At 55.6% G+C, this 19,700-nt stretch carries 19 protein-coding genes and 2 tRNA genes; 7 read left to right on the forward strand and 14 right to left on the reverse strand.

Translation table 11 applies throughout. The annotated features are described in order from the left end of the window. Window positions 1-11 precede the first annotated feature (11 nt). Complete coding sequence (locus tag BUC32_RS05565; protein ID WP_073250424.1) at window positions 12-488, reverse strand: DUF2244 domain-containing protein; 477 nt, start codon at window positions 486-488, stop codon at window positions 12-14. Between the two features lie 147 nt (window positions 489-635). Further along, a complete protein-coding gene (locus BUC32_RS05570; protein WP_073250427.1) occupies window positions 636-2,306 on the reverse strand; it encodes a cytochrome c oxidase subunit I in 1,671 nt (556 codons plus the stop codon). Between the two features lie 311 nt (window positions 2,307-2,617). On the opposite strand from BUC32_RS05570, the gene BUC32_RS05575 reads away from it, so the two are divergent. After that, window positions 2,618-3,460, forward strand: a complete 843-nt coding sequence (locus tag BUC32_RS05575; RefSeq protein WP_073250516.1) for an isocitrate lyase/PEP mutase family protein — start codon at window positions 2,618-2,620, stop codon at window positions 3,458-3,460. Window positions 3,461-3,528: 68 nt separating this feature from the next. Here the strand turns inward: BUC32_RS05575 and BUC32_RS05580 are convergent, their stop codons facing one another. Beyond that, window positions 3,529-3,975 carry a c-type cytochrome gene (locus BUC32_RS05580; protein ID WP_073250430.1) on the reverse strand — a complete coding sequence of 149 codons (447 nt, stop codon included), beginning with the start codon at window positions 3,973-3,975 and terminating at the stop codon, window positions 3,529-3,531. Window positions 3,976-4,416: 441 nt separating this feature from the next. After that, on the reverse strand, window positions 4,417-5,067 hold the full coding sequence (gene lipB, locus BUC32_RS05590) for a lipoyl(octanoyl) transferase LipB (protein ID WP_073250436.1): 651 nt from the start codon (window positions 5,065-5,067) through the stop codon (window positions 4,417-4,419). Between the two features lie 194 nt (window positions 5,068-5,261). Between lipB and BUC32_RS05595 the strand changes: the two genes are divergently transcribed. From BUC32_RS05595 to BUC32_RS05610, 4 genes are all read left to right on the forward strand, one after another. Next, window positions 5,262-5,348 (forward strand) — tRNA-Leu (locus tag BUC32_RS05595). Window positions 5,349-5,503: 155 nt separating this feature from the next. Beyond that, window positions 5,504-5,881 carry a hypothetical protein gene (locus BUC32_RS05600; RefSeq protein WP_139280646.1) on the forward strand — a complete coding sequence of 126 codons (378 nt, stop codon included), beginning with the start codon at window positions 5,504-5,506 and terminating at the stop codon, window positions 5,879-5,881. After that, entirely contained in the window at window positions 5,826-6,950 is a 1,125-nt protein-coding gene (locus BUC32_RS05605) for a hypothetical protein (RefSeq protein ID WP_139280647.1), read from the forward strand. The genes BUC32_RS05600 and BUC32_RS05605 overlap by 56 nt, the downstream gene beginning before the upstream one ends. A 116-nt stretch (window positions 6,951-7,066) precedes the next feature. Beyond that, on the forward strand, window positions 7,067-8,122 hold the full coding sequence (locus BUC32_RS05610; RefSeq protein WP_083599251.1) for a phosphatase PAP2 family protein: 1,056 nt from the start codon (window positions 7,067-7,069) through the stop codon (window positions 8,120-8,122). 34 nt (window positions 8,123-8,156) lie between these two features. Here the strand turns inward: BUC32_RS05610 and BUC32_RS05615 are convergent, their stop codons facing one another. The 8 genes from BUC32_RS05615 to BUC32_RS05650 all read right to left on the reverse strand — a co-directional run bounded on the left by BUC32_RS05615 (window position 8,157) and on the right by BUC32_RS05650 (window position 15,248). Continuing rightward, on the reverse strand, window positions 8,157-8,807 hold the full coding sequence (locus tag BUC32_RS05615) for a DsbA family oxidoreductase (RefSeq protein WP_073250445.1): 651 nt from the start codon (window positions 8,805-8,807) through the stop codon (window positions 8,157-8,159). Between the two features lie 85 nt (window positions 8,808-8,892). Then, window positions 8,893-9,822, reverse strand: coding sequence for an AEC family transporter (locus tag BUC32_RS05620; protein WP_073250448.1), 930 nt, complete (start codon window positions 9,820-9,822; stop codon window positions 8,893-8,895). 4 nt (window positions 9,823-9,826) lie between these two features. Continuing rightward, entirely contained in the window at window positions 9,827-10,627 is an 801-nt protein-coding gene (locus BUC32_RS05625; RefSeq protein ID WP_073250450.1) for an MBL fold metallo-hydrolase, read from the reverse strand. Further along, on the reverse strand, window positions 10,624-11,430 hold the full coding sequence (locus BUC32_RS05630) for a TatD family hydrolase (RefSeq protein ID WP_073250454.1): 807 nt from the start codon (window positions 11,428-11,430) through the stop codon (window positions 10,624-10,626). Before BUC32_RS05630 ends, BUC32_RS05625 begins: the two co-directional genes overlap by 4 nt. Before the next feature lie 2 nt (window positions 11,431-11,432). Next, a complete protein-coding gene (locus BUC32_RS05635) occupies window positions 11,433-12,557 on the reverse strand; it encodes a DNA polymerase III subunit delta' (protein ID WP_073250456.1) in 1,125 nt (374 codons plus the stop codon). Then, entirely contained in the window at window positions 12,554-13,171 is a 618-nt protein-coding gene (gene tmk, locus BUC32_RS05640; RefSeq protein WP_073250519.1) for a dTMP kinase, read from the reverse strand. The genes BUC32_RS05635 and tmk overlap by 4 nt, the downstream gene beginning before the upstream one ends. A gap of 5 nt (window positions 13,172-13,176) precedes the next feature. Beyond that, a complete protein-coding gene (locus tag BUC32_RS05645; protein WP_073250460.1) occupies window positions 13,177-14,358 on the reverse strand; it encodes a D-alanyl-D-alanine carboxypeptidase family protein in 1,182 nt (393 codons plus the stop codon). A 23-nt stretch (window positions 14,359-14,381) separates the two neighbouring features. Next, window positions 14,382-15,248 (reverse strand): SPOR domain-containing protein, encoded by an 867-nt coding sequence (locus BUC32_RS05650; RefSeq protein WP_073250464.1) that lies wholly within the window; start codon window positions 15,246-15,248, stop codon window positions 14,382-14,384. A gap of 198 nt (window positions 15,249-15,446) precedes the next feature. On the opposite strand from BUC32_RS05650, the gene BUC32_RS05655 reads away from it, so the two are divergent. Continuing rightward, window positions 15,447-15,536: transfer RNA gene (locus tag BUC32_RS05655), tRNA-Ser, on the forward strand. A gap of 383 nt (window positions 15,537-15,919) precedes the next feature. Here BUC32_RS05655 and BUC32_RS05660 read toward each other — a convergent pair. Together BUC32_RS05660 and BUC32_RS05665 are read right to left on the reverse strand one after the other, a co-directional pair. After that, window positions 15,920-17,608, reverse strand: coding sequence for a recombinase family protein (locus BUC32_RS05660; protein WP_073250467.1), 1,689 nt, complete (start codon window positions 17,606-17,608; stop codon window positions 15,920-15,922). Then, the gene (locus BUC32_RS05665) at window positions 17,605-18,021 is read right to left on the reverse strand and encodes a DUF2924 domain-containing protein (RefSeq protein ID WP_073250470.1); all 417 of its coding nucleotides are present in this window, start codon (window positions 18,019-18,021) and stop codon (window positions 17,605-17,607) included. Before BUC32_RS05665 ends, BUC32_RS05660 begins: the two co-directional genes overlap by 4 nt. 531 nt (window positions 18,022-18,552) lie before the next feature. On the opposite strand from BUC32_RS05665, the gene BUC32_RS05675 reads away from it, so the two are divergent. Further along, window positions 18,553-19,608, forward strand: a complete 1,056-nt coding sequence (locus tag BUC32_RS05675; protein ID WP_073250475.1) for a site-specific DNA-methyltransferase — start codon at window positions 18,553-18,555, stop codon at window positions 19,606-19,608. Window positions 19,609-19,700 lie beyond the last annotated feature (92 nt).

Consider the following 19,700-nt stretch of genomic DNA (forward strand, 5'->3'; position numbering starts at 1 on the left):
TCGCCAATGGTTTAAGGCTTTTTCAAAAAATCGACCAACTCGGCAAACAGCACTTTGCGTTCGTCTTCTGACAGGAAGCGGCCAATCTCAACCGTGCGGCCATTGCCAGTGAGGGTGACGTAATGGGGCACGGGGCCTTCCTGGACGTGCATGTCGGCGCGCACCCAATAGGCATTGCACTCCCATGTCATTACCTCGCCCCGAGCCGGGCGATGGGTGAGGCGCAGCGTGTCGCCGTCCAAAGTCAGGTCTTCGCAGAGGTCTCCGTCGCGGTAAGAACGTTCCAATGCCCACCAGAGTGCGGCCACCATCGCAAGGATGAACGGCAGAATGCCCCAGAGAAAGATCGTGCCCAAGAGCCCATAAAGCGGCAGTGTACCGAGGGTAAACGCCATCAGGATCATCGCAGCAAAGCCCCTGCGTGGCAGGGACCTGTGCGGCCAGAGAGTGAGGACAGTGGGTTCTGTAAGGGTCCAGCGGTATGGCATGATGTTGATCGGTTGGAAGTGGGGCGCTGCCCCTCTGGCCCTACCGGGCCATTCACCCTGGGATATTTGGACCAATTGGAAGCGCAGAAAGCAAAGAGGCCCCGGAATTTCCAGGGCCTCGATTTGGTTTTTGAGAGGCTTGCGTGCTTAGTGCGCGCCGCCTTTGTCCCAGTCTTCCTGCTTAGGCAGGATTTCAAAGGTATGCTCGGGTGGCGGGCATGGAAGCGTCCATTCCAGCGTATCGGCATGCTCGTTCCATGGGTTGTTCTCGGTGATGCGTGCGCCACGGGTAAGCGTGTAGATCACAATGCCGAAGAACAGCAGGAACGATGCGAACGACAGGAACGCGCCATACGAGCTGATCTTGTTCCAGTAAGCAAAGGCTTCCGGGTAGTCGATGTAACGACGTGGCATGCCTTGCCGTCCCAAGAAGTGCTGTGGGAAGAAGGTCACGTTCACGCCGATGAAGAACATCCAGAAGTGCAGTTTGGCTGCGAATTCCGGGTACTGACGGCCCGACATTTTGCCAAGGTAGAAGTAGATCCCGGCAAAGATGGTAAAGGCAGCCCCCATCGACATGGTGTAGTGGAAGTGCGCCACAACATAATAGGTATCGTGATAGGCACGGTCGACACCGGCCTGGGACAGAACGATACCGGTGACGCCACCCATGGTGAACAGGATCAGGAAGCCAAATGCAAACAGCATTGGCGCCTTGAACTCGATCGAGCCGCCCCAGAGGGTGGCAATCCATGAGAAGATTTTGACGCCTGTTGGCACCGCAATGACCATCGTCGCCAGCATAAAGTAGGACTGCTGGGTCAGCGACATACCGACGGTGTACATGTGGTGTGCCCAGACAACAAAGCCCAGACCGCCAATTGCGATCAGCGCCCAGACCATCGGCAGGTAGCCAAACACAGGTTTGCGCGCGAAGGTCGCAAACACGTGGCTGACAAGGCCAAAGCCGGGCAGGATCACGATGTACACTTCGGGGTGACCAAAGAACCAAAGGATGTGTTGGTACAGGATCGGATCACCGCCACCAGCAGGATCAAAGAAGGTCGTGCCAAAGTTACGGTCAGTCAGCAGCATGGTGATGGCGCCCGCCAGAACAGGCAGCGACAGAAGGATCAGCCAGGCTGTGATAAAGATCGACCAGGCAAACAGCGGCACTTTGAACGGGGTCATACCCGGCGCGCGCATGTTCAGGAACGTGGTGATCATGTTGATCGCGCCAAGGATCGATGAGGCACCCGAAACGTGCACCGCAAAGATCGCCAAATCCATTGAGTAGCCGCCTTCGGAGGTCGACAAGGGTGGATAAAGCACCCAGCCAACACCCGAGCCCAGCTGGTCGTTGCCACCGGGGCTAAGCAATGAGCAAACGCCCAAAGCCACACCGGCCACATACATCCAGAAGGACAGGTTGTTCATGCGTGGGAACGCCATGTCAGGCGCGCCGATTTGCAGAGGCATGAAGTAGTTGCCAAAGCCGCCGAACAGGGCCGGAATCACCACAAAGAACATCATCAACACACCGTGATAGGTGATCAGAACGTTCCAGAGGTGGCCGTTTGGCGTACATTCCGCCGCCGAAGCGATGAAACGTGCACCTTCAAGGCACATGTATTGAACACCGGGCTCCATGAGCTCCAGGCGCATATAAACGGTAAAGAGGACAGCGATCAGGCCGACGAGGGCTGATACGATCAGGTAAAGAATCCCGATGTCCTTGTGGTTGGTCGACATGAACCAGCGGGTGAAAAAACCGCGCTCGTCTTCATGGTCGTGGCCATGAACGGCTGCGTCTGCCATGTCTTGCCTCCTGTTGGTACATTTATAGGCGCCCGAGATTCTCTCGATGCGCCTTGGTTCATCGTCTTTTTTAGATGTGTCGGCCCATGGTCGCAATCACCGTATTTGACGCAGATCAAAAAAAAGTGTCGCAGTTGGTTTGATTTGGGTCAAAAAACCCGATTTTGGGCGATCTTGGTGCTGAGACGGTGGGAAATTCTGATTTCGGAAGAATCGCGAACGACTGGCTGATGTCAGGTTTTGGCCGTTGGAGAAGCTTGTTCGTATTTTGTTCTCTTTTTGATAAGGTGATTGCAAAAGGCGAGGGCGAAATGTCAGATCAGCATGAAAAATTCGAACAGTTTAAGGCGCTTCATATGGGGGAGGGCTCATTTGTGATGCCAAACCCGTGGGACGCAGGCAGCGCGCGGTTGTTGCAAAGCATTGGGTTTCAGGCCTTGGCGACGACAAGCGCGGGATATGCTTTTGCGTCTGGCAAACGTGATTCAGAAGCGGGTCTGTCACGACGCGAAGTTTTGGACAATGCCGCAGAAATCGTCCTGGCCACGCCTTTGCCGGTGTCCGCCGATCTTGAGGATGGGTTCGGCGCGGCACCGGAAGATTGCAATGAGACGATCAGGCAGGCGATTGGTGTCGGGTTGGTTGGTGGATCGATTGAGGATGCAACCGGCAAAGCGTCTGATCCTTTGTTTTCGTTGGATCTGGCGACGGACAGGGTTCGTGCAGCAGCCGAGGCCTGTCGGGGTCAGCCGTTTCTTTTGACAGCGCGGGCCGAGGGATTTTTGTGGGGACGACATGATCTGGATGATGTCATCCGGCGGTTACAGGCTTTTTCCGAAGCAGGTGCCGATGTGCTGTATGCGCCGGGGCTGCCGGACTTGGCATCGATTGAAACCCTGTGCCGAGAAGTCGACAAGCCTGTGAACGTGGTCATGGGGTTGAAAGAGCCGTTTTTCGCGGTCTCCGAACTGGCGGCTGTTGGCGTTCGACGGGTGAGCGTCGGAGGGTCGTTTGCACGGGCCGCTTTTGGCGCGGTCCGACGCGCGGCTCTGGAAGTGTTTGAGCAAGGGACTTTTGGCTATGCGCATGATGCGATGCCTGGGGCAGAGATTGCGGCCCTCATGTCGGACACACATAAGACAGAGCGCACATAGGCTCTGGCCAAAAAGAAACCCCGCGCGAAGATCGCACGGGGCCAATATCATAGAAGAAAGGCTTCGGATTAGTCCGAAGTGGCTTCTGCTTCGCCTTCTTCAGCTGCCGGTGCGGGCGCAACCGATGCCAGATAGGCTGCGACGTCTTCGCCACCTTTCTTCAGCTTGAAGGTCATTTTGGTTTTGGCTGGGAAATCATTGTCTTTCAGCCAGTCTTTTGCGCTTGCGGTGTATGCGGCCAGAGATCCTTCTGTCCAAACAAAGCCAGCTTCGTTTGCAGCAACGAGACCGTCGCCATATTTAAAGTCTTGCGATCCAGCGACAGCGCCTACAACGCCGTAGAGGTTCGGGCCAGTTTTGCCGCCTTTGAAGACAACTTCGCCTTCTGGCGATACGATTGTGTGACAGGCTTTACATTTCTTGAAAGCTTTTTCGCCCTTTTCGGCGTCGCCTTCAGCAAATGCAGGAGCGGCTAGTACAACAGCGGCTGTGGCAACTGCAAAAACGGTTTTCATAGATCGTGCCTCTTTCAGAGTTAATTAAAAGCGTCCGGGGCGCACATTCTGATATGTAGAGAATACTTGCAACGGGCAAATTAGCGCGGTTGGTCGAAAGGTCAAAATCCGCCAATCGCACAAAGAGATCATAGGCGATTCTCTGATTGATATGCGATAACATCGCGAGGAAACCGAATAATCCCCGCCAAATCCTCGATATTCAGGTGAATGGGCAGTCATGGATGGTGCTGGCTGGAAGAGTCGCACCCCATCGCATGGGGGACGATCCAGCCTTCAGTCCGACGTTTTTTGGTTTGGATGGCGTGACAGAATCTGCCGCGGATCAAACTGCGCTCCGAATCGTCGCCAAGAATGGGGTTCGCAACCAGCACGCACAAAACGTTTCTGCCATGGCCGAGACTGGGCAGGGTTATGCTGCTTTGTGCCTGTGGATTTGACCTAGTCTTCAAAGACATTGGAAAAGGTGCGTTTCAGAGCCACATCCACATCGTCCATTGTCACCGGCAGCCCCAGATCCACCAACGACGTCACCCCGTGTTCGGTGATACCGCATGGCACGATGCCGTCAAAATGCTCAAGGTTTGGTTCAACGTTGATCGAAATGCCGTGAAAACTCACCCATTTGCGCAGGCGAATACCGATGGCAGCGATCTTATCTTCGGCTTTTTGACCGGTTGCCGTTTTTGGTTTGTCATCGCGCGAGATCCAGACGCCGACACGACCTTCGCGGATTTCACCGCGCAGGGAAAACTCGGCCAATGTGGCAATGACCCACTCTTCAAGCTGATGCACAAATTTGCGCACATCATGCCCCCGTTTCCCGACGTTCAGCATGACATAGGCAACGCGCTGACCGGGGCCATGATAGGTATACTGTCCGCCACGCTTGGACGTATATACCGGGAACCTATCAGGATCTGTGAGGTCTTCGGCCTTGGCAGAGGTGCCTGCCGTGTACAGAGGCGGGTGCTCAACAAGCCAGATGCATTCCTCCGCAACGCCATTGTAAATCGCTTCGGCACGGGCTTCCATAAACGCCACAGCCTCGTGATACTCCAAAAGCCCTTCGTGAACGATCCATTCGACCATGGCATTGTCTCCAACCTCTATTGCATCGTCTTACCGGCGTTGATGGCAATTGCAAATACACGTCGATTGGAGAAATTTTTCTGGAATATTTCGCCGGTTCAGAATTTTCTGGAATATCCTGTCATCCGAGTTGCGTTTTCACGCTTGGCATCGCCTAAACGACTCGCTATAGACCCGACACCAAGTCAAGGCGTGCGGCCGTGGCGGAATTGGTAGACGCGCAGCGTTGAGGTCGCTGTGGGGTAACACCCGTGGAAGTTCGAGTCTTCTCGGCCGCACCATTTTTCCAAACATTCCAGTCGCGGTTTTGACGTTTGTATTGCGGGGCCAATGCAAGGTTTGCAAAGGTTGCAATTGCTGAACCGGGCATTTCCTTACTAAGATGTATCGGGTGGATCTCTTTTCCCGACCACTGACATTTCTGGAGATGCAAAGCATGACCTCAAATCAGTTTCAGTTTTCATTGAGCCTTTTGGCAAGCGTTGCGGTTCTTGGGGTCGCACTCAATTCAAAGGTCGTACTTGCGGCAGAGCTGGAAATGACGGAAGTGCCGGAAATGTATTGTTTCGGCACACTTCGCGGCGTTCTGGAACGCGGCGACGCGGATAGAATCAAGCCCGTTTTGGAAGATCGTCGCGTCGCTAATGGAAAGCGGCTTTGTCTGGATAGTCCCGGAGGCTCTCTGGTTGAAGGTGTCAGGCTGGCGGAACTGTTGATTGAGACCCGGCGTGGCACAGCAATCGATAAAGGAGCCCAATGTGAGTCCGCCTGCGCGCTTGCCTTTATGGGGGGGGCGTCGAAACGACGAGAATGATCGTGGCGATCACCCGGATCGAAAACTTCACCCATTGGGAAAACTGGGGTTTCACACGACGGCCCTGACGGTTCCAAAGGGGCAATACGACGAAAGCACCGTCGCCAAGGCCTATAATCTGGCGTCCCAAAGTATGGCCGAAATTTTGCAACTGATGCCGCCTCGCGAATTTCCCCGCTCATTGCTGGTCGACATGCTGGCGACGCCGTCGGATCAAATGCTTTACGTGGATACAGTGGCCAAGGCGGCGCGCTGGAACATTGATGTGGTCCCAACGGTGTCTCCCGAAAAGCTGACAAAGCTTTCGCTTTTGCGTGCCTGCATGAACGGCGAGACAAAATTCTTTGACGAGCCGAATTTTCCGGGCGCAACCTTTTCCGGCATCGATATCCGCATCGATGTTGAGGACTCTTCTGATGGTTTGGGGCCGTCATACACGGGCGTGATGGCAGACGGGTTTCGCCAGGAATTGGTCACAGGTTGCGAAGTCAGGTTTGATAGCCACATGCCAGATTGGGAAGACCCAGCCCTGAGGCAAACGATCTGGGTGTCGATGGGGGATAGCTATGAGGATTTTCCCGCCTATGTTCTTTTTCCCGCCAAAACACCTATTCGTTCATTGGCCCGGGTAAATGACCCGGACATGGAAATCCGTGCCGTGTCAGGAGAGCAGGAAAGGATCAATTTCAAGGGGCGGTGTTTTGTGATTGCTCTTAACGACGGTCAGGGAACGCTATCCGATGATGAAGCCTGTTTGATGGAAAGAGATTTGTCGGTGGACGAGAACCTTGTGCGCACGCGCATTGAAGGATTCCGGTGGCCTTCAGGCGCCAAAACCGTGGTCAAGAATGACACGGAAATCAACGGTCATAAAGTTGCGCGCTACGACTCTGAGTCAGCCCGTAAATGGTTGGTGCAGAAGTTTTATCAAGGCAACGAAGACATGGTCTATTTCATGGATTGTTGGAGGAATTCAAAGTCTGGAAATCTGTTCTGCTTTGCCAGTGATCCTTCGATAACAACCGACCCGGAATTGCAAAAAAATTGGTATAAAACGCAGCTGTATTGATCCCGGCTTACTGTAATCGCCGGCGACACGTCTCGCAAACCTTCCCCCTTCTTGCCCAAGGATTGCCACTTTCATCGGCATATTTGGCGAAAGGCATTTCAGGAGGGCAGTGTGCCATGACGATGCAGGCAGATATTTCCAGGGCTCCGATGAGTCTCCCGCGGTTTATTGCGAAAAACCGTTTGCTGGTGGCTTTGATAACCGTGCCGGTGCTGGCAGCGGTTGTGGTTAGCCGAATACTGGGTGTGCCTTTTGAAATCGATATGCTGAGCTGGATGCTGTCCTTGCTTGGCGCCGTGATACCGGCCTTTTTGATTGTTTTGATGCTTGGGCGGTTTGTGCATTTGGCTGTGGTGGTTCGCCCAAAGCGCCCAACGCAGACCATGATTCAAGATGTGAAAAGAGTATTTCTGGATGCAGACAGAATGCTGACAGGCACCGCGTCGCTGGGATTGTTTATCGTCTTTTTCAGTGCGTTTTCCTATCTGAAATTTGCCATACCATTCATCAATCCGTTTTCGTGGGACGTTACCTTTGCCGAATGGGACCGTGCACTGCACTTTGGTATTGATCCGTATCGCATCGTGATGGGTCTGATTGGGACGCCAACGATCACCACCGTTGTGAATCTGTTTTATCACGGGTGGTTGTTTCTGGTGTATTTTGCGGTGCTTGCGGCTTGTTACTCCAAAGCGGACCGTGCCAAAGCCTATACTTATCTGGTGGCATTTGTGCTGACATGGTTCATCGGCGGCAACGTGGTTGCGACCCTGTTGTCGTCTGCGGGGCCTGTCTATTACGAAGCCCTTGGATTTGGTGGCACCTTTGCGCCGCTGGTGGATACGCTACACAAGTTTCACGAAATCAGCCCGGTGATGGCATTAGATGTGCATCAGATGCTGTGGGACGGCTATGTGGCCGACGGCCGTGCGCGGGGCATTTCCGCAATGCCAAGCATGCATGTTGCCTCATCTGCGTTGCTGATGTTTTACGCCTATAGCTGGAGACGCTGGGCGGGCCATTTGCTGGCTGTGTTCTGTGCCGTCATCATGATCGGTTCAGTCATGCTGGCGTGGCATTATGCCATTGATGGCTACCTGGGCTTTCTGATTGCATTCCTGTGCTGGAAGTTGGCGCGCTGGATGGTTGCGCGAGACGCATCATCCGCCTGAGAATACCAAGAGAGTGAGACAGGGGCGTTGCCAATCAGGCGGCGCCCTTTTCACTTGCCAGGTGGGTCAGGACGCGGGCAAAGGTTTCCGCGCCTTGCGCACCGGATGTGGCGTGACGTGCGTCAAACACCATTGTTGGCACACTGGACACGCCGCGCGAGGTCCAGAAGCTTTGTTTTTCACGCACGGTGTCGGCAAAGCGATTGTCCTGCAAAACAGCCAGTGCCTCTTTTGTGTCCAGCCCTACTGATCCAGCGACGTCGGCCAGAACGCCGGGCAGCGATACATCAAGGCCTTTCGTGAAATAGGCGTCGAACAAGGCGAGCTTCAAGTCCTGCGCTTTGCCAAAGTCCTGTGCCCAATGCAGCAGTTGATGGGCCTGAAAAGTATTGACGATGGTGCTGTCATCATTGAACTGAAATTCTATCCCCAATGGTACCCCAACCCCCTGAAGGCTTTCGCGGGCCTGTTTGGATTGTGCGGGCGTGCTGCCGTATTTGCGCATGATGTGATCACGCAGGTTTTCACCCTCGGGCGGCATGTCCGGGTTCAGTTCAAACGGGTGCCAATAGATTTCGATTTGAACTCCCGTGGCTTCGGCGGCTTGTTCAAGTTGGCGAAAACCGACGATGCACCATGGGCAAACCACGTCAGAAATGATGTCGACACGAATGGGATCTGGCATGGCGTTCTCCTGCTTGTGAGTGCAGGTAAGATGGGTTTCCTTGACCCGAGGCGCAAGTCACAGAGACGCGAGGTCAGGTCTGGCGTCAGGGCAACACCCTAAGCCAGAGCCAAACCGTCAAAATGGATGTCGCTGTTCCGATCAAAACGGTTGAGGCGGCGGTGCGCTGGCCGTGGCCATACATATTGGCGAACAGATAGGCATTGATGCCCGGTGCCATCGATGAGGTCAGGACCGCAGACCGCATGCTCTCCACGCTAAACCCGTTCCATGAGCCCAGTGTGAAAACAATCGTGGGGTGTAAAATGAGGCTGACGATGCAGCAATAAGCGATAAGTCGAAAATCCCCTTCGGGACGGTAGCGATACAGAACCCCGCCCATGCCAAAAATCGCCGCAGGCAAGGCGGCCGAAGCCATGAGGTTTACGGACACCCAAACCGGTTCGGGAAGTGACAGGCCCGACAAATTGACGGCAAACCCCAAAGCGATACCAACGATCAATGCGTTGCTGAACATCGCCTTGAGCACGGTAGGCACGATCACAGCCGGAGATTTTCCGCGCGCGCGCACGATTTCCATCGCGGTGATCCCAAGCCCGTAGCAAAACGGTGAGTGGATGGCGACAATCGCGTAGTTGCCGGTCAGGGCTTCGACTCCAAAGGCGCGTTCGGTGATGGCCAGACCAAGCAGAAGAGAATTTGAGAACAAACAGATAAAGCCAATGGCCACACTGTCTTCCCAGCCGCGTTTAAAAAGGTAATGCGCGCCCAAAAGGCCGGCACAGAAGCTGAGGAAGGCGCCGGTGTAAAAGCTTCCTAACAGAGCCAAATCAAACTCGGTTGAGAGTTCAAGCTGGGCAATCGCGCGGAACAACAGCACAGGAACGGCGAAGTTGGTGGCAAACCGCATCAGCCCGTTCACGTTTTCCTCGGAAAACAACCCGCGCCACGCAGCGGCATACCCAAAACCGATCACGAGAAAGACGGGTAGGATGACCGTGATCAGCGTTTGCATCGACCTAAAGCTCGTAGGTGATGCGCATCCCGTCGTAGGCGGCGCTGATATGGTCGGGGGTTTCGGCCTCGACGGCATCATAGTCAAGATCGATGTGCATGTTGGTCAGGACAGCGCGGCGAGGTGCGGCCTGTGCAATCCACGCGAGCGAGTTGTCAAAATGCGAATGGGTTGGATGCGGTGAGCGGCGCAAAGTGTCCAGAACCCAGCAATCAAGCCCCTGCAACTGCAGCCATGCGTCGTCGTAAATTTCGGCAACGTCAGGCATGTAAACAAGGTTTTCCACCCGAAACCCCAAAGCATCAATGCTGCCGTGGCCAACTTTGATTGGCGTGAGGGTGATGGTGCCCCCATCGCCGGTAATCTCAACGTCGTCTTTGATGGTGTGCATATCGAGGATCGGCGGATAGGGCGAGCCTTCGGGCTGCACAAAGGCATAGCCGAACCGTGAAAACAGGGCGTCTTGTGTCGCGCCATCGGCCCAGACGTCCAGCCTTTCGCGCATGTTGAACACCACCATGCGCAGATCGTCGATGCCGTGCACGTGATCTGCATGAGAATGTGTGTAGACGACGGCATCAAGCCGTCCGACGCCTGCGTCCAGCAATTGCGAGCGCATGTCCGGCGAGGTGTCGATCAGGACCGAAGTTTTGCCCGCGTCGGTTTCGCGTTCGATCAGCATTGAACAGCGGCTGCGACGGTTTCTGGGATTGTTCGGGTCGCAATCTCCCCAATGGCCACCGAGGCGCGGAACGCCGCCGGACGACCCACAGCCCAGTATCGTAAAGGTTAGCCGCGCGTTCATGCAAGCACCCTATACTGTGCGGCCTTGGAGAACAGGCGATCAAAGTTGGCTTGGGTTTGGGCGGCAAAATCCGGGTAATCCATGCCGAACACTTCAGCGCCGACTTGTGCCGTCAGCGCCGTATAGGCGGGTTCATTACGGCGTCCGCGGTGGGGCGGCGGTGCAAGGTAGGGTGCATCAGTTTCGACGAGAATGCGATCAACCGGGGCGGCGGCAAAGATATCGCGTACTTCCTGGCTGCGTGGGAATGTTGCGATGCCGGACATCGACAGAAAAAACCCAAGATCAACAGCCGTTTTCGCCAATTCGGGACCCGAACTGTAGCAGTGCATGACGCAACCAAAGGCGCCTTTTGCCATTTCATCGGTCAGGATGTGGGCCATGTCTTCGTCCGCATCCCGCGAATGGATGATCAACGGCAAGCCAGTTTCACGCGCTGCTGCGATGTGCACGCGCAATGACTGTTGTTGGATGTCTTTGCTGTCGGCAGTGTAGTGATAATCAAGTCCGGTTTCGCCGATCCCGACGAATTTCGGATGTTTGGACAGCGCGATCAGGTCGTCCAACGTGGCCAAAGGTTCTTCTGCAGCACTCATCGGGTGGGTGCCCGCCGCATAAAAAATCGGCGCATGGGCTTCGGCAATGGCGCGAACATTGGGTTCGTTGCGCAGACGTGTGCAGATCGTGACCATACGGGTGACGCCAGCCGCCTTTGCACGCGCAATGATTTCGTCCATTTTCCCATCAAAATCGGGGAAATCCAGGTGGCAATGGCTGTCGGTGACTTGGGGGATATCGGACATTTTTAACGCGATGCGGTTTCAGTGATTTTGAAAACCGTATCTAGGACTAGGGCGGCAGGGTCAAGGTTGACGGCCCGGCCATGGCGCGTGCGCTCGGAAATCTCTTGCGCAATGCTGGCCCAGGCGCGGGCCTGTTGAGGGCTGGCGGACAGGCGCAGCATCAGGTCAGCCTCACCTTGCGCCGCTTCGGGTGTTGGGGCCGATCCGGCAGCACCCGTGCGCGCCAGTCGTGCCAGAAACGTGTCAAACATGGTCAACAGCAGTTCAAACTTGTCCTCGCCGCCACGTGTGGCCGCAGCTTCGGCCAGTTTCAAAGCACGCGGCCGGTCCACCTGAGGCAAGGCCGAAAAGATGCTGACAATTTCCTGATACATTGCCAATCCACCCAATCGGGACAGGCGCATCGCTTCACCGACTGACCCTGTTGACAGGGCCGCGAGAGCAGGGGAGCCGTCGACATCAACATCTGCCTGAGCCAGAGCGGCGCTCATGTCATCCGGGCTAAGGGCGTTAAGGCGCAGTTCGCGGCATCGCGACCGGATCGTTGGTAACAGCCGCGAGGGTTGGTGGGCGATCAGAAAGATTGTGGTCAACGCGGGGGGCTCTTCGAGCATTTTCAGCAATGCGTTGGCTGCGTTTACGTTCATGTCATCCGCCGCATCGACAATCACCACACGGCGCCCGCCTTCGGCGGCGGACATGGTCAGAAAATGCGTGAGACCCCGGATGTCATCCACGACAATCATGTCGCGCAATTTGCCGGTCTTTTCATTTACGCTGCGGGTGATGGAAAACAATCCGGGCTCGGATCGGGCCTGAATACGGTGCGCAACAGGGTGTTGGGGAGAAATTTCCAGCGAGTCATAGGAAGGCGGTGCGTCACCAAACAGGCCGCCACCTTCCTGGATTGGTGTGGCCAGCAGAAAACGCGCGACGCGCCATGCCAGTGTCGATTTGCCAACGCCGCGTGGGCCTGTCAGCAACCAAGCATGGTGCAGACGCCCCGAATTGAAGGCCTCAAGAAAACCCTGTTCCGCCGGGATCTGACCTATCAGGTGTTCGGTCTCGCGCGGGTGCGGGGCCCCGTCGATCCGATCAGCCTCGGGAAGGTCAGAGATGTCGCTCATTTCAGTTCCGCCATCACGGCGTTGGCAATGCTTTCGGCCACAGCGTCAATGCCCTGAGCACCGTTAATGATGCGAAAGCGGTCGGCGTATTGTTTGGCCAAAGCAAGAAACCCTTTGCGCATCTGCTCTTGCAGGGCCTGCCCAAAATCTTCGAACCGTTCTTCGGCCGTTTGGCGTGACTTTGCGCGGGCCAATCCCGTCGCCGGGTCCATATCGATCAAAATGGTTAGGTCAGGTTCGCGCCCGATCATCAGGCTGTGCAGCTGGTCTACCACGCCGCGTAAGTCGCCACGTGATAGCCCTTGGTACATTCGCGTAGAATCTGCAAAGCGATCGCACAGAACGATTTTTCCGGCCGCCAACGCTGGCAGGATCGTGCGCTCCAGATGATCGCGTCGTGCCGCCGTAAACAAAAGAATTTCGGTTTCGGCGGACCAGCGATCAGGGTCGCCTTCCAGCACCAGTTTTCGAATGTCTTCTGCGCCCGGTGATCCGCCCGGTTCGCGGGTTAGCACCACTTCGTAACCCTTGGAGGCCAGCGTCTGGGCCAGCAATTGGATCTGGGTGGACTTACCGGACCCATCAATCCCTTCAAATGTAATGAACCGTCCCATGCCTGTCACGAATTGCCCTCGACGGGCTGCTCAGCGCCAAGGCCAAACTGTTTCATCAGAACCGTGGCCGCCGTTTTGAGCCTTACGCCAAAGCCGCCATTGGGCACGGAGCGCTCAGCCACCAAAGGCACCTGAATTTCGGGCAATCCTTCAGGGCGGATCACAAGCTTTGCCATTTCCTGACCTTCCACAATGGGGGCCTGAACCGGACCGTGGTAAATGATCTCAGCGGGAACATTATCGCTGCCCAGCACTGGTAATAGGATCGTTACGTCCTCGTCGGAGACCAGCGGGACGCGTAGGTCCTTTCCCATCCAGACGCCTGCCTCCCCCAGACGATCGCCTTTGCGTACAATTGTTGTTTCGGTAAACTGGCGGAAGGACCAGTTGACAATTTGTTCGGATACTTCAGCGCGCGCCTGAGCACTTTCCAGCCCCGAGATCACAAAGATCACCCGACGATCACCCTGCATCGCAGATCCCACCAGGCCGTAGCCCGCTTCGGACGTGTGTCCGGTTTTGAGCCCATCAGCGCCGACTCCCAATCCAAGCAATGGATTGCGGTTGCGTGAATTGCCAGGGGAGCGGCCATCAAAAGCAAATTCCTGTTCGGCAAACATCGGATAAAACTCGGGGAAATCGGTGATCAACAAATTGGCGAGAATAGCAAGGTCGCGCATGGACATACGATGACCCGGCGCAGGCCAGCCGTTCGAATTCACGAACGTCGAGTTGTCCATCCCCAATTGTCGTGCGCGGCGCGTCATCAGGCGGGCAAAACCGGCTTCGGTTCCGTCAGGGCTCAGCGCTTCGGCGATCACGGCGCAGGCGTCGTTGCCGGACAACACGATAATCCCACGCAAAAGGTCTGCGACCTTAACCTTGTCGGTGGTGTCCAGAAACATGGTCGAGCCACCGTAGTTCATGGCGTGCTGAGATACAGACAGGTGCTCTTCCATGGACAATCGGTTGTCGCGGACCGCTTCAAACGCCATGAACAATGTCATCAACTTGGACATCGAGGCTGGCGGCAAAGGTTCATCCGCGTTCTTGGACAGCAGAACCGTCCCTGTGCCCTGGTCCATGACAAACGCGGCCTTGGCTTTGGTTTCAAACGCGGCAACTTGTGCCACCGTCAGGATCATCATGAGGGTGGCAGCGAAAAGGCGGTACAGTGCCCGGGGCATTGGTCTCTCCGTCAGATTTTGGACTAGTTCGACACAGCGTATGCGTCAGTAAATCCAGTCGATTTGATTTGCTTCATCAATTGACTGCGTTCGGATTTTGTAGAGGCAGGTCCAACAAGCACACGCCAGAAAACTTTGCCTTTGCTTTCGATCTTCTTGACCAGTGGCACCATGCCATTGCTACGCATCTGATCTGCGGCATTTTTTGCATTGGCTTCGACCGAGAAAATCCCGATCTGAATATAAGGTTTGTCCAGAGAAGAGGATGCGGGCGCGGGTGCAGTTTCGGATGTGACTTCCTGGGTTGGTGGTTTGGCAGCAGCTTCAACGCTGGTAACCGCTGCAGATGCGGCGGCTATCGGATCAAGGGTTTCTTCCTCAACGCTGGCTGGTGCTGCGGCCGCTGCGGCTGTTTCGGTGGGTTCCGCGGGCACTTCTTCACGGCGCAACGCAGTGACATTCAGCTCTACGGGCTGTCCTGCCAGCATGCCAAGAGCTTCGGCGGCGTCAGCCGAAATCTGAGTGCGCGGGCCGGGAATGTCCCGTTCGCGGCGGAACAAGGCACCAATGACAAACTTACCATTGGTTTGGTTGCGGATGATGACCCGCTCGGGATCCTTGACATCCGGATGTGCAGCCCACACACCGCCCAGCGATGGACGACCGTCCCACAGGCCCGCTTCGGTAACCGAAAACACATCCGGAGCCTCAACGTCTCGTTCTATCAGCTTGGTTGTTTGTCCTTCGGTCGCCGTGCCTTCGCTTTCAGCCTTGGGTTGAAAAAGGGAAAACTCCTGACCGTCCTCACAAGCCGCCAATGCGGTTGCGGCCAAAAGGATCGCGACAAGGCGTGTTTTACCTGTCCGGATCGGGGTGTTGGTGCGTGTCATGCTTTGCCCTTTGCCTGTCCGCGGTCATTGCCGCAAATATCGTCGATTTTCGACGGATGCCCACGCGCTAAACGTGTGGCGTTGGCGCGCAGTGTAGCGACATGGGGCATTCAAGGAAAGTCCGTGTTCATGCATCGGCGATTTTTCCCCTTTCTTGGGGTTGCAGAAGCAAATTGATCGCTTTAATCAGTGCTTGTCGGAGGAGTGGCAGAGTGGTCGAATGCACCGGTCTTGAAAACCGACGAAGGTTAACGCCTTCCCAGGGTTCGAATCCCTGTTCCTCCGCCACCCACCTAACGCATTGTTATTGTTGGGTAATTTGCGGGATTTATACCCCAAATTTCCGAGGCTTGGCAACCTCGGATATTCCCTCAGACACATTTTTCAGGTCATTTTGAGCGCGATTTCCCGTTGGTCTCTGTTGGCTGGTTTTGCCGGTGGGGTTTGGGCAGGATTTCCCTGTTAACAGGGAATTTACAGGGAATTTTTTCGATATTGGCCGGATTCGCCCAATTTGGCATGAATAATATGGCTGTAAAACAATGGCTTAGAGTGCGATTTCCCTAGAACTTGGAACAGGGAATTTCCTGAGCCTTTACAGGGAATTTCTTTTGTCGATCAGGGAAATTTAGGGAAAGAACAGGGAAGGGGGTCTGGGAGGGATTTCCGGGTCAGGAGTTGGGGCCAAACCCAAACAGTGTCTCCTGGTCATTCCAGCCCCGTGGAATGCGCGATTTGACAAGTGTTTCCAGCGTTAAAGACAGAGGCTGGGTGCCGTCCATGATGGCCTTCTGGATGCGTGGTGAGAGGAAGGCCAGAAGAATGATACGCGAGACGTAGCTTTCGGACTTTTTGGCCCGGGCCACAACCTCCCGGATGGAAGATCCTGCTTTCATCTGCCCGACCCAGGCATGGGCATTGCGCAGGGCGCGGATCATGGCCTTGTCCGGCATGGGTGAGACTGTACCTGCAATGATCTTCAACTCCGCGCCACGACGTCGGCAATGAAACGGGGCCTTGATGTGCAACAAGGAGGAGTTGAGTTTGGAAGGTGAATGTTCGAGGGCCTGCGAGAGCGCTTGCGGGAATAGATTAATTTGGATGCATCCCTTTCCGAGGTTTCCATTGTCTATGAGGCTTGCGGCTGCACCAGCCCCATTCTGTTCAATGCGGCTCGCCAATCTGCGAGTCCTCTCAGCGGCCTCATTCAGCTCCGCCAAATCCTCAGTAACCAGAACCTCATGCCGATTGGCAGCCGCTGTCAGATGCTCGACCACGGCTGTGGACACGGCGGCTTCAAACGCCTTGGCCGGCAATCGCCAGCCTGACGGATCCGGTTTACCTGAGACCAGGCGGTTGGAGACATAATAGCGATGACGCCGATTGCCTTTTTTCGAATGGGACGGTGTCAACATATCGCCGGTCTCGTCGCGAAACTTTCCAAGCAAAGAGGCGGCCCCGGTTTGAGCGCCTTTTTGATACATGGTTTTAACACCTCTCCTGCGGACGGCCGCGGATTCCAACTTGCTCTGCACCTTGTCCCAGAGGGCCTGATCAATGATGGCTTGGTGCAACCCGGGGAAGGACTTCTCTTTATGGCGAATGCGCCCCAAGTACGTTGGGTTGCGCAGGATATGATAGATCTGCCCACGACTGAAAGGGCGGTTGCCTTGTTGGCGACCGGTTGAAAAGTGATGATGCTTGGAACGCAGTCCCCCATCTTCAGCTTTCCGGGTCACGACATTGAGACACGCGTGTGCATCATAGAGAGCAAATATTTTGCGCACGGTCCGGGCTTCGGCTTCATTCAGCACAAGTTCACGCCGGGATTTGTCGGGATGGGGATCATAGCCAAGCGGTGGAACGCCTCCCATCCAGAGGCCTTTCTTTTTGGACGCGGCAATCTTGTCGCGAATGCGTTCGGCGGTCACTTCACGCTCAAACTGGGCAAAGGACAAAAGCACATTCAATGTGAGGCGGCCCATGGAAGAAGATGTGTTGAAGGCTTGGGTGACGGATACAAAAGAACACTCTGCTGCTTCAAACTGATCCACCAGCTTTGCAAAGTCCGACAGGGCCCGTGTGAGGCGATCGATCTTGTAGACAACAACCATGTCGATGCGCCCGGCTTCAATGTCTGCCAGAAGGCGCTGCAGGGCAGGGCGCTCTAGCGTGCCGCCTGACTTGCCGCCATCGTCATAGCGTTCCTTGAGGCACTTCCAGCCCTCATGTTTTTGACTGGCGATATAGGCAGTGCAGGCCTCAAACTGCGCATCCAAAGAATTGAAGTCCTGATCCAGACCGTCTTCGGAGGATTTGCGGGTGTAGATGGCGCAGCGGATTTTGCGAGGCGACGTCATTTGGGCGATCCCTTGGATAAGCCGAAGAAACGCGGCCCGGACCAATGGGTGCCGGTGATCATGTGGGCAATCTTGGAGAGAGACCGGTAGGTTCGGGCGTTCCAGACAAACCCCTCTTCGGTGACATCCACCACATAGGTGACCCCATTCCACTCGCGCAAAAGGCGGGAGCCGGGTTTGAGGCCAGGGGATTTACTAGAAGCGGTCTTGCCGTTCGCGGCTTTGTCGAGGTCTCGAAGAAAGTTCTTTGGCAGGCCGCCATAGAGTTGCGCCTGGATATCGAAAGCCAAAACCCGGCGCATGAACACCTGACTCATGCGGGGTGGCGCGGATCGCGGCACAACCTCGCGCCAGGCTACGCGCAGCGCGCAACGATCCAAAGCATCAATCTCATCAAGTTTGGGTAAGATCATGGGTTTCTCCTGTGCAGTTTTGCGGTGTGAACCGCCGCTACCGAGGAGAGCCCGGACAAGCGCGGGCGTGTGACCAGTGATGCGTGGTTTGGGTGGGTAGTCCAGTCTAAAACTCCGAGATTCCGCGAGGTGGAACGTGAAATAGGGGCAGCTGCCCCTATATGTTGTGGCAGCGCAGGGGGTGGATTCCATATATGGAAAAAACTCTTTGCGCATTGAGAGTTATATGTGATGATGACTTTATGGGAATGACACCTGTCGAGGCCAGACTGGCCGGTGTTGGCGCGGGATGCGCACCCTGCCTCTGGCAAAAGCCCCCGGCCGAGATGGTTGTGGCAGAAGGGCCTCGGATGAGGAGATGTCCATCACCATTATGGGTGGGTGGTCGCAGGTCCGGGATGGGCAAGTTCACGTAGGTCGGGATGACCTGTTTCTGAGCGAACGATTCAAACACATCGCTGCGCACTTTTGCGCTCCCTTTCTTTTTGCACCCGCATTCCGTGCGGTTCGCACCAGCTAAGGAAACTGGTTATGACCTATCACTTAGAACGGATAGACCCGCATACCCTAAAACCATCACCGCGCAATGCGCGCACCCATGACAAGAAACAGATCCGACAGATTGCCGACAGCATTGAAGCCTTTGGGTTCACCAACCCAGTTCTGATCGATGCCGAAGATAACATCATCGCCGGACATGGGCGGCTGACGGCCGCCTTGCAAATGGGGCTTTGTGAAGTCCCGGCCATCCGGATCACCCACCTGAACGCCGCAGAGAAACGGGCCCTGATGCTGGCCGACAACAAGATTGCACTGAGCGCAGGTTGGGACATGGAGCTCCTGGCCTCAGAACTGACGGACCTCTCGGAGATGGACCTTGACTTTGATCTGGAAACCACCGGCTTCGAGATCCCCGAGATTGATCTGATCATCGAAAATGCCAAGGTCGATCACATTCCTGAGGAAGTGGTGTTGGAGCCAGACACAACCAAGTCACCCATTTGCCGCACCGGGGATCTGTGGATTCTTGGGGCCCACAGGGTGCTTTGTGGCGATGCCCGGAACGCAGATGACTATGCGCGCCTCATGGATGGTGCTGTGGCGGATCTTGGGTTTACGGACCCACCCTACAATGTGCCGATCTCCGGACACGTGTGCGGTAGCGGCAAGGTTCAGCACCGCGAATTTGCGGAAGCCTCTGGGGAGATGAGTGAAGAGGATTTCGAGCGCTTCTTGCGAGTGACATTCACGTTCTGCACCAAGCACAGCAGAGATGGGGCTGTATGGTTTGCTTGTATGGATTGGCGCCATATTGGCGAGATCCGGTCAGCCGCTCTTGCGACCTTCGATCAATGGCTGAATGTCTGTGTCTGGGCCAAGACCAACGGTGGCATGGGAGGGCTCTATCGTTCGCAACATGAGTTCATCTTTGTCTTCGGCACTGGCAAGGCGGCACACCGCAACAATGTCCAGCTTGGCAAGTTCGGACGCAACCGCACGAACCTGTGGACCTATGCCGGGGTGAACACCTTCCGGAAGGGCCGCATGGAAGAGCTGCAAGCCCATCCTACTGCCAAGCCGGTTTGAGCCTCCCCATCTGAATGGGTCCACCGTTAAGGTTAGGAAACGGAGGACTAAGAATGGCAAACAAGCGACTGAAGCCGGAAGAGATTGTCTCA

This window comes from Shimia gijangensis (assembly GCF_900142085.1).
Lineage (GTDB): Bacteria > Pseudomonadota > Alphaproteobacteria > Rhodobacterales > Rhodobacteraceae > Shimia > Shimia gijangensis.

Coding starts and splice junctions, on each gene's coding strand:
- BUC32_RS05565 (WP_073250424.1), bottom strand. CDS start 488: ATGCCATACCGCTGGACCCTTACAGAACCCACTGTCCTCACTCTCTGG.
- BUC32_RS05570 (WP_073250427.1), bottom strand. CDS start 2,306: ATGGCAGACGCAGCCGTTCATGGCCACGACCATGAAGACGAGCGCGGT.
- BUC32_RS05575 (WP_073250516.1), top strand. CDS start 2,618: ATGTCAGATCAGCATGAAAAATTCGAACAGTTTAAGGCGCTTCATATG.
- BUC32_RS05580 (WP_073250430.1), bottom strand. CDS start 3,975: ATGAAAACCGTTTTTGCAGTTGCCACAGCCGCTGTTGTACTAGCCGCT.
- lipB (WP_073250436.1), bottom strand. CDS start 5,067: ATGGTCGAATGGATCGTTCACGAAGGGCTTTTGGAGTATCACGAGGCT.
- BUC32_RS05600 (WP_139280646.1), top strand. CDS start 5,504: ATGACCTCAAATCAGTTTCAGTTTTCATTGAGCCTTTTGGCAAGCGTT.
- BUC32_RS05610 (WP_083599251.1), top strand. CDS start 7,067: ATGACGATGCAGGCAGATATTTCCAGGGCTCCGATGAGTCTCCCGCGG.
- BUC32_RS05615 (WP_073250445.1), bottom strand. CDS start 8,807: ATGCCAGATCCCATTCGTGTCGACATCATTTCTGACGTGGTTTGCCCA.
- BUC32_RS05620 (WP_073250448.1), bottom strand. CDS start 9,822: ATGCAAACGCTGATCACGGTCATCCTACCCGTCTTTCTCGTGATCGGT.
- BUC32_RS05625 (WP_073250450.1), bottom strand. CDS start 10,627: ATGAACGCGCGGCTAACCTTTACGATACTGGGCTGTGGGTCGTCCGGC.
- BUC32_RS05630 (WP_073250454.1), bottom strand. CDS start 11,430: ATGTCCGATATCCCCCAAGTCACCGACAGCCATTGCCACCTGGATTTC.
- BUC32_RS05635 (WP_073250456.1), bottom strand. CDS start 12,557: ATGAGCGACATCTCTGACCTTCCCGAGGCTGATCGGATCGACGGGGCC.
- tmk (WP_073250519.1), bottom strand. CDS start 13,171: ATGGGACGGTTCATTACATTTGAAGGGATTGATGGGTCCGGTAAGTCC.
- BUC32_RS05645 (WP_073250460.1), bottom strand. CDS start 14,358: ATGCCCCGGGCACTGTACCGCCTTTTCGCTGCCACCCTCATGATGATC.
- BUC32_RS05650 (WP_073250464.1), bottom strand. CDS start 15,248: ATGACACGCACCAACACCCCGATCCGGACAGGTAAAACACGCCTTGTC.
- BUC32_RS05660 (WP_073250467.1), bottom strand. CDS start 17,608: ATGACGTCGCCTCGCAAAATCCGCTGCGCCATCTACACCCGCAAATCC.
- BUC32_RS05665 (WP_073250470.1), bottom strand. CDS start 18,021: ATGATCTTACCCAAACTTGATGAGATTGATGCTTTGGATCGTTGCGCG.
- BUC32_RS05675 (WP_073250475.1), top strand. CDS start 18,553: ATGACCTATCACTTAGAACGGATAGACCCGCATACCCTAAAACCATCA.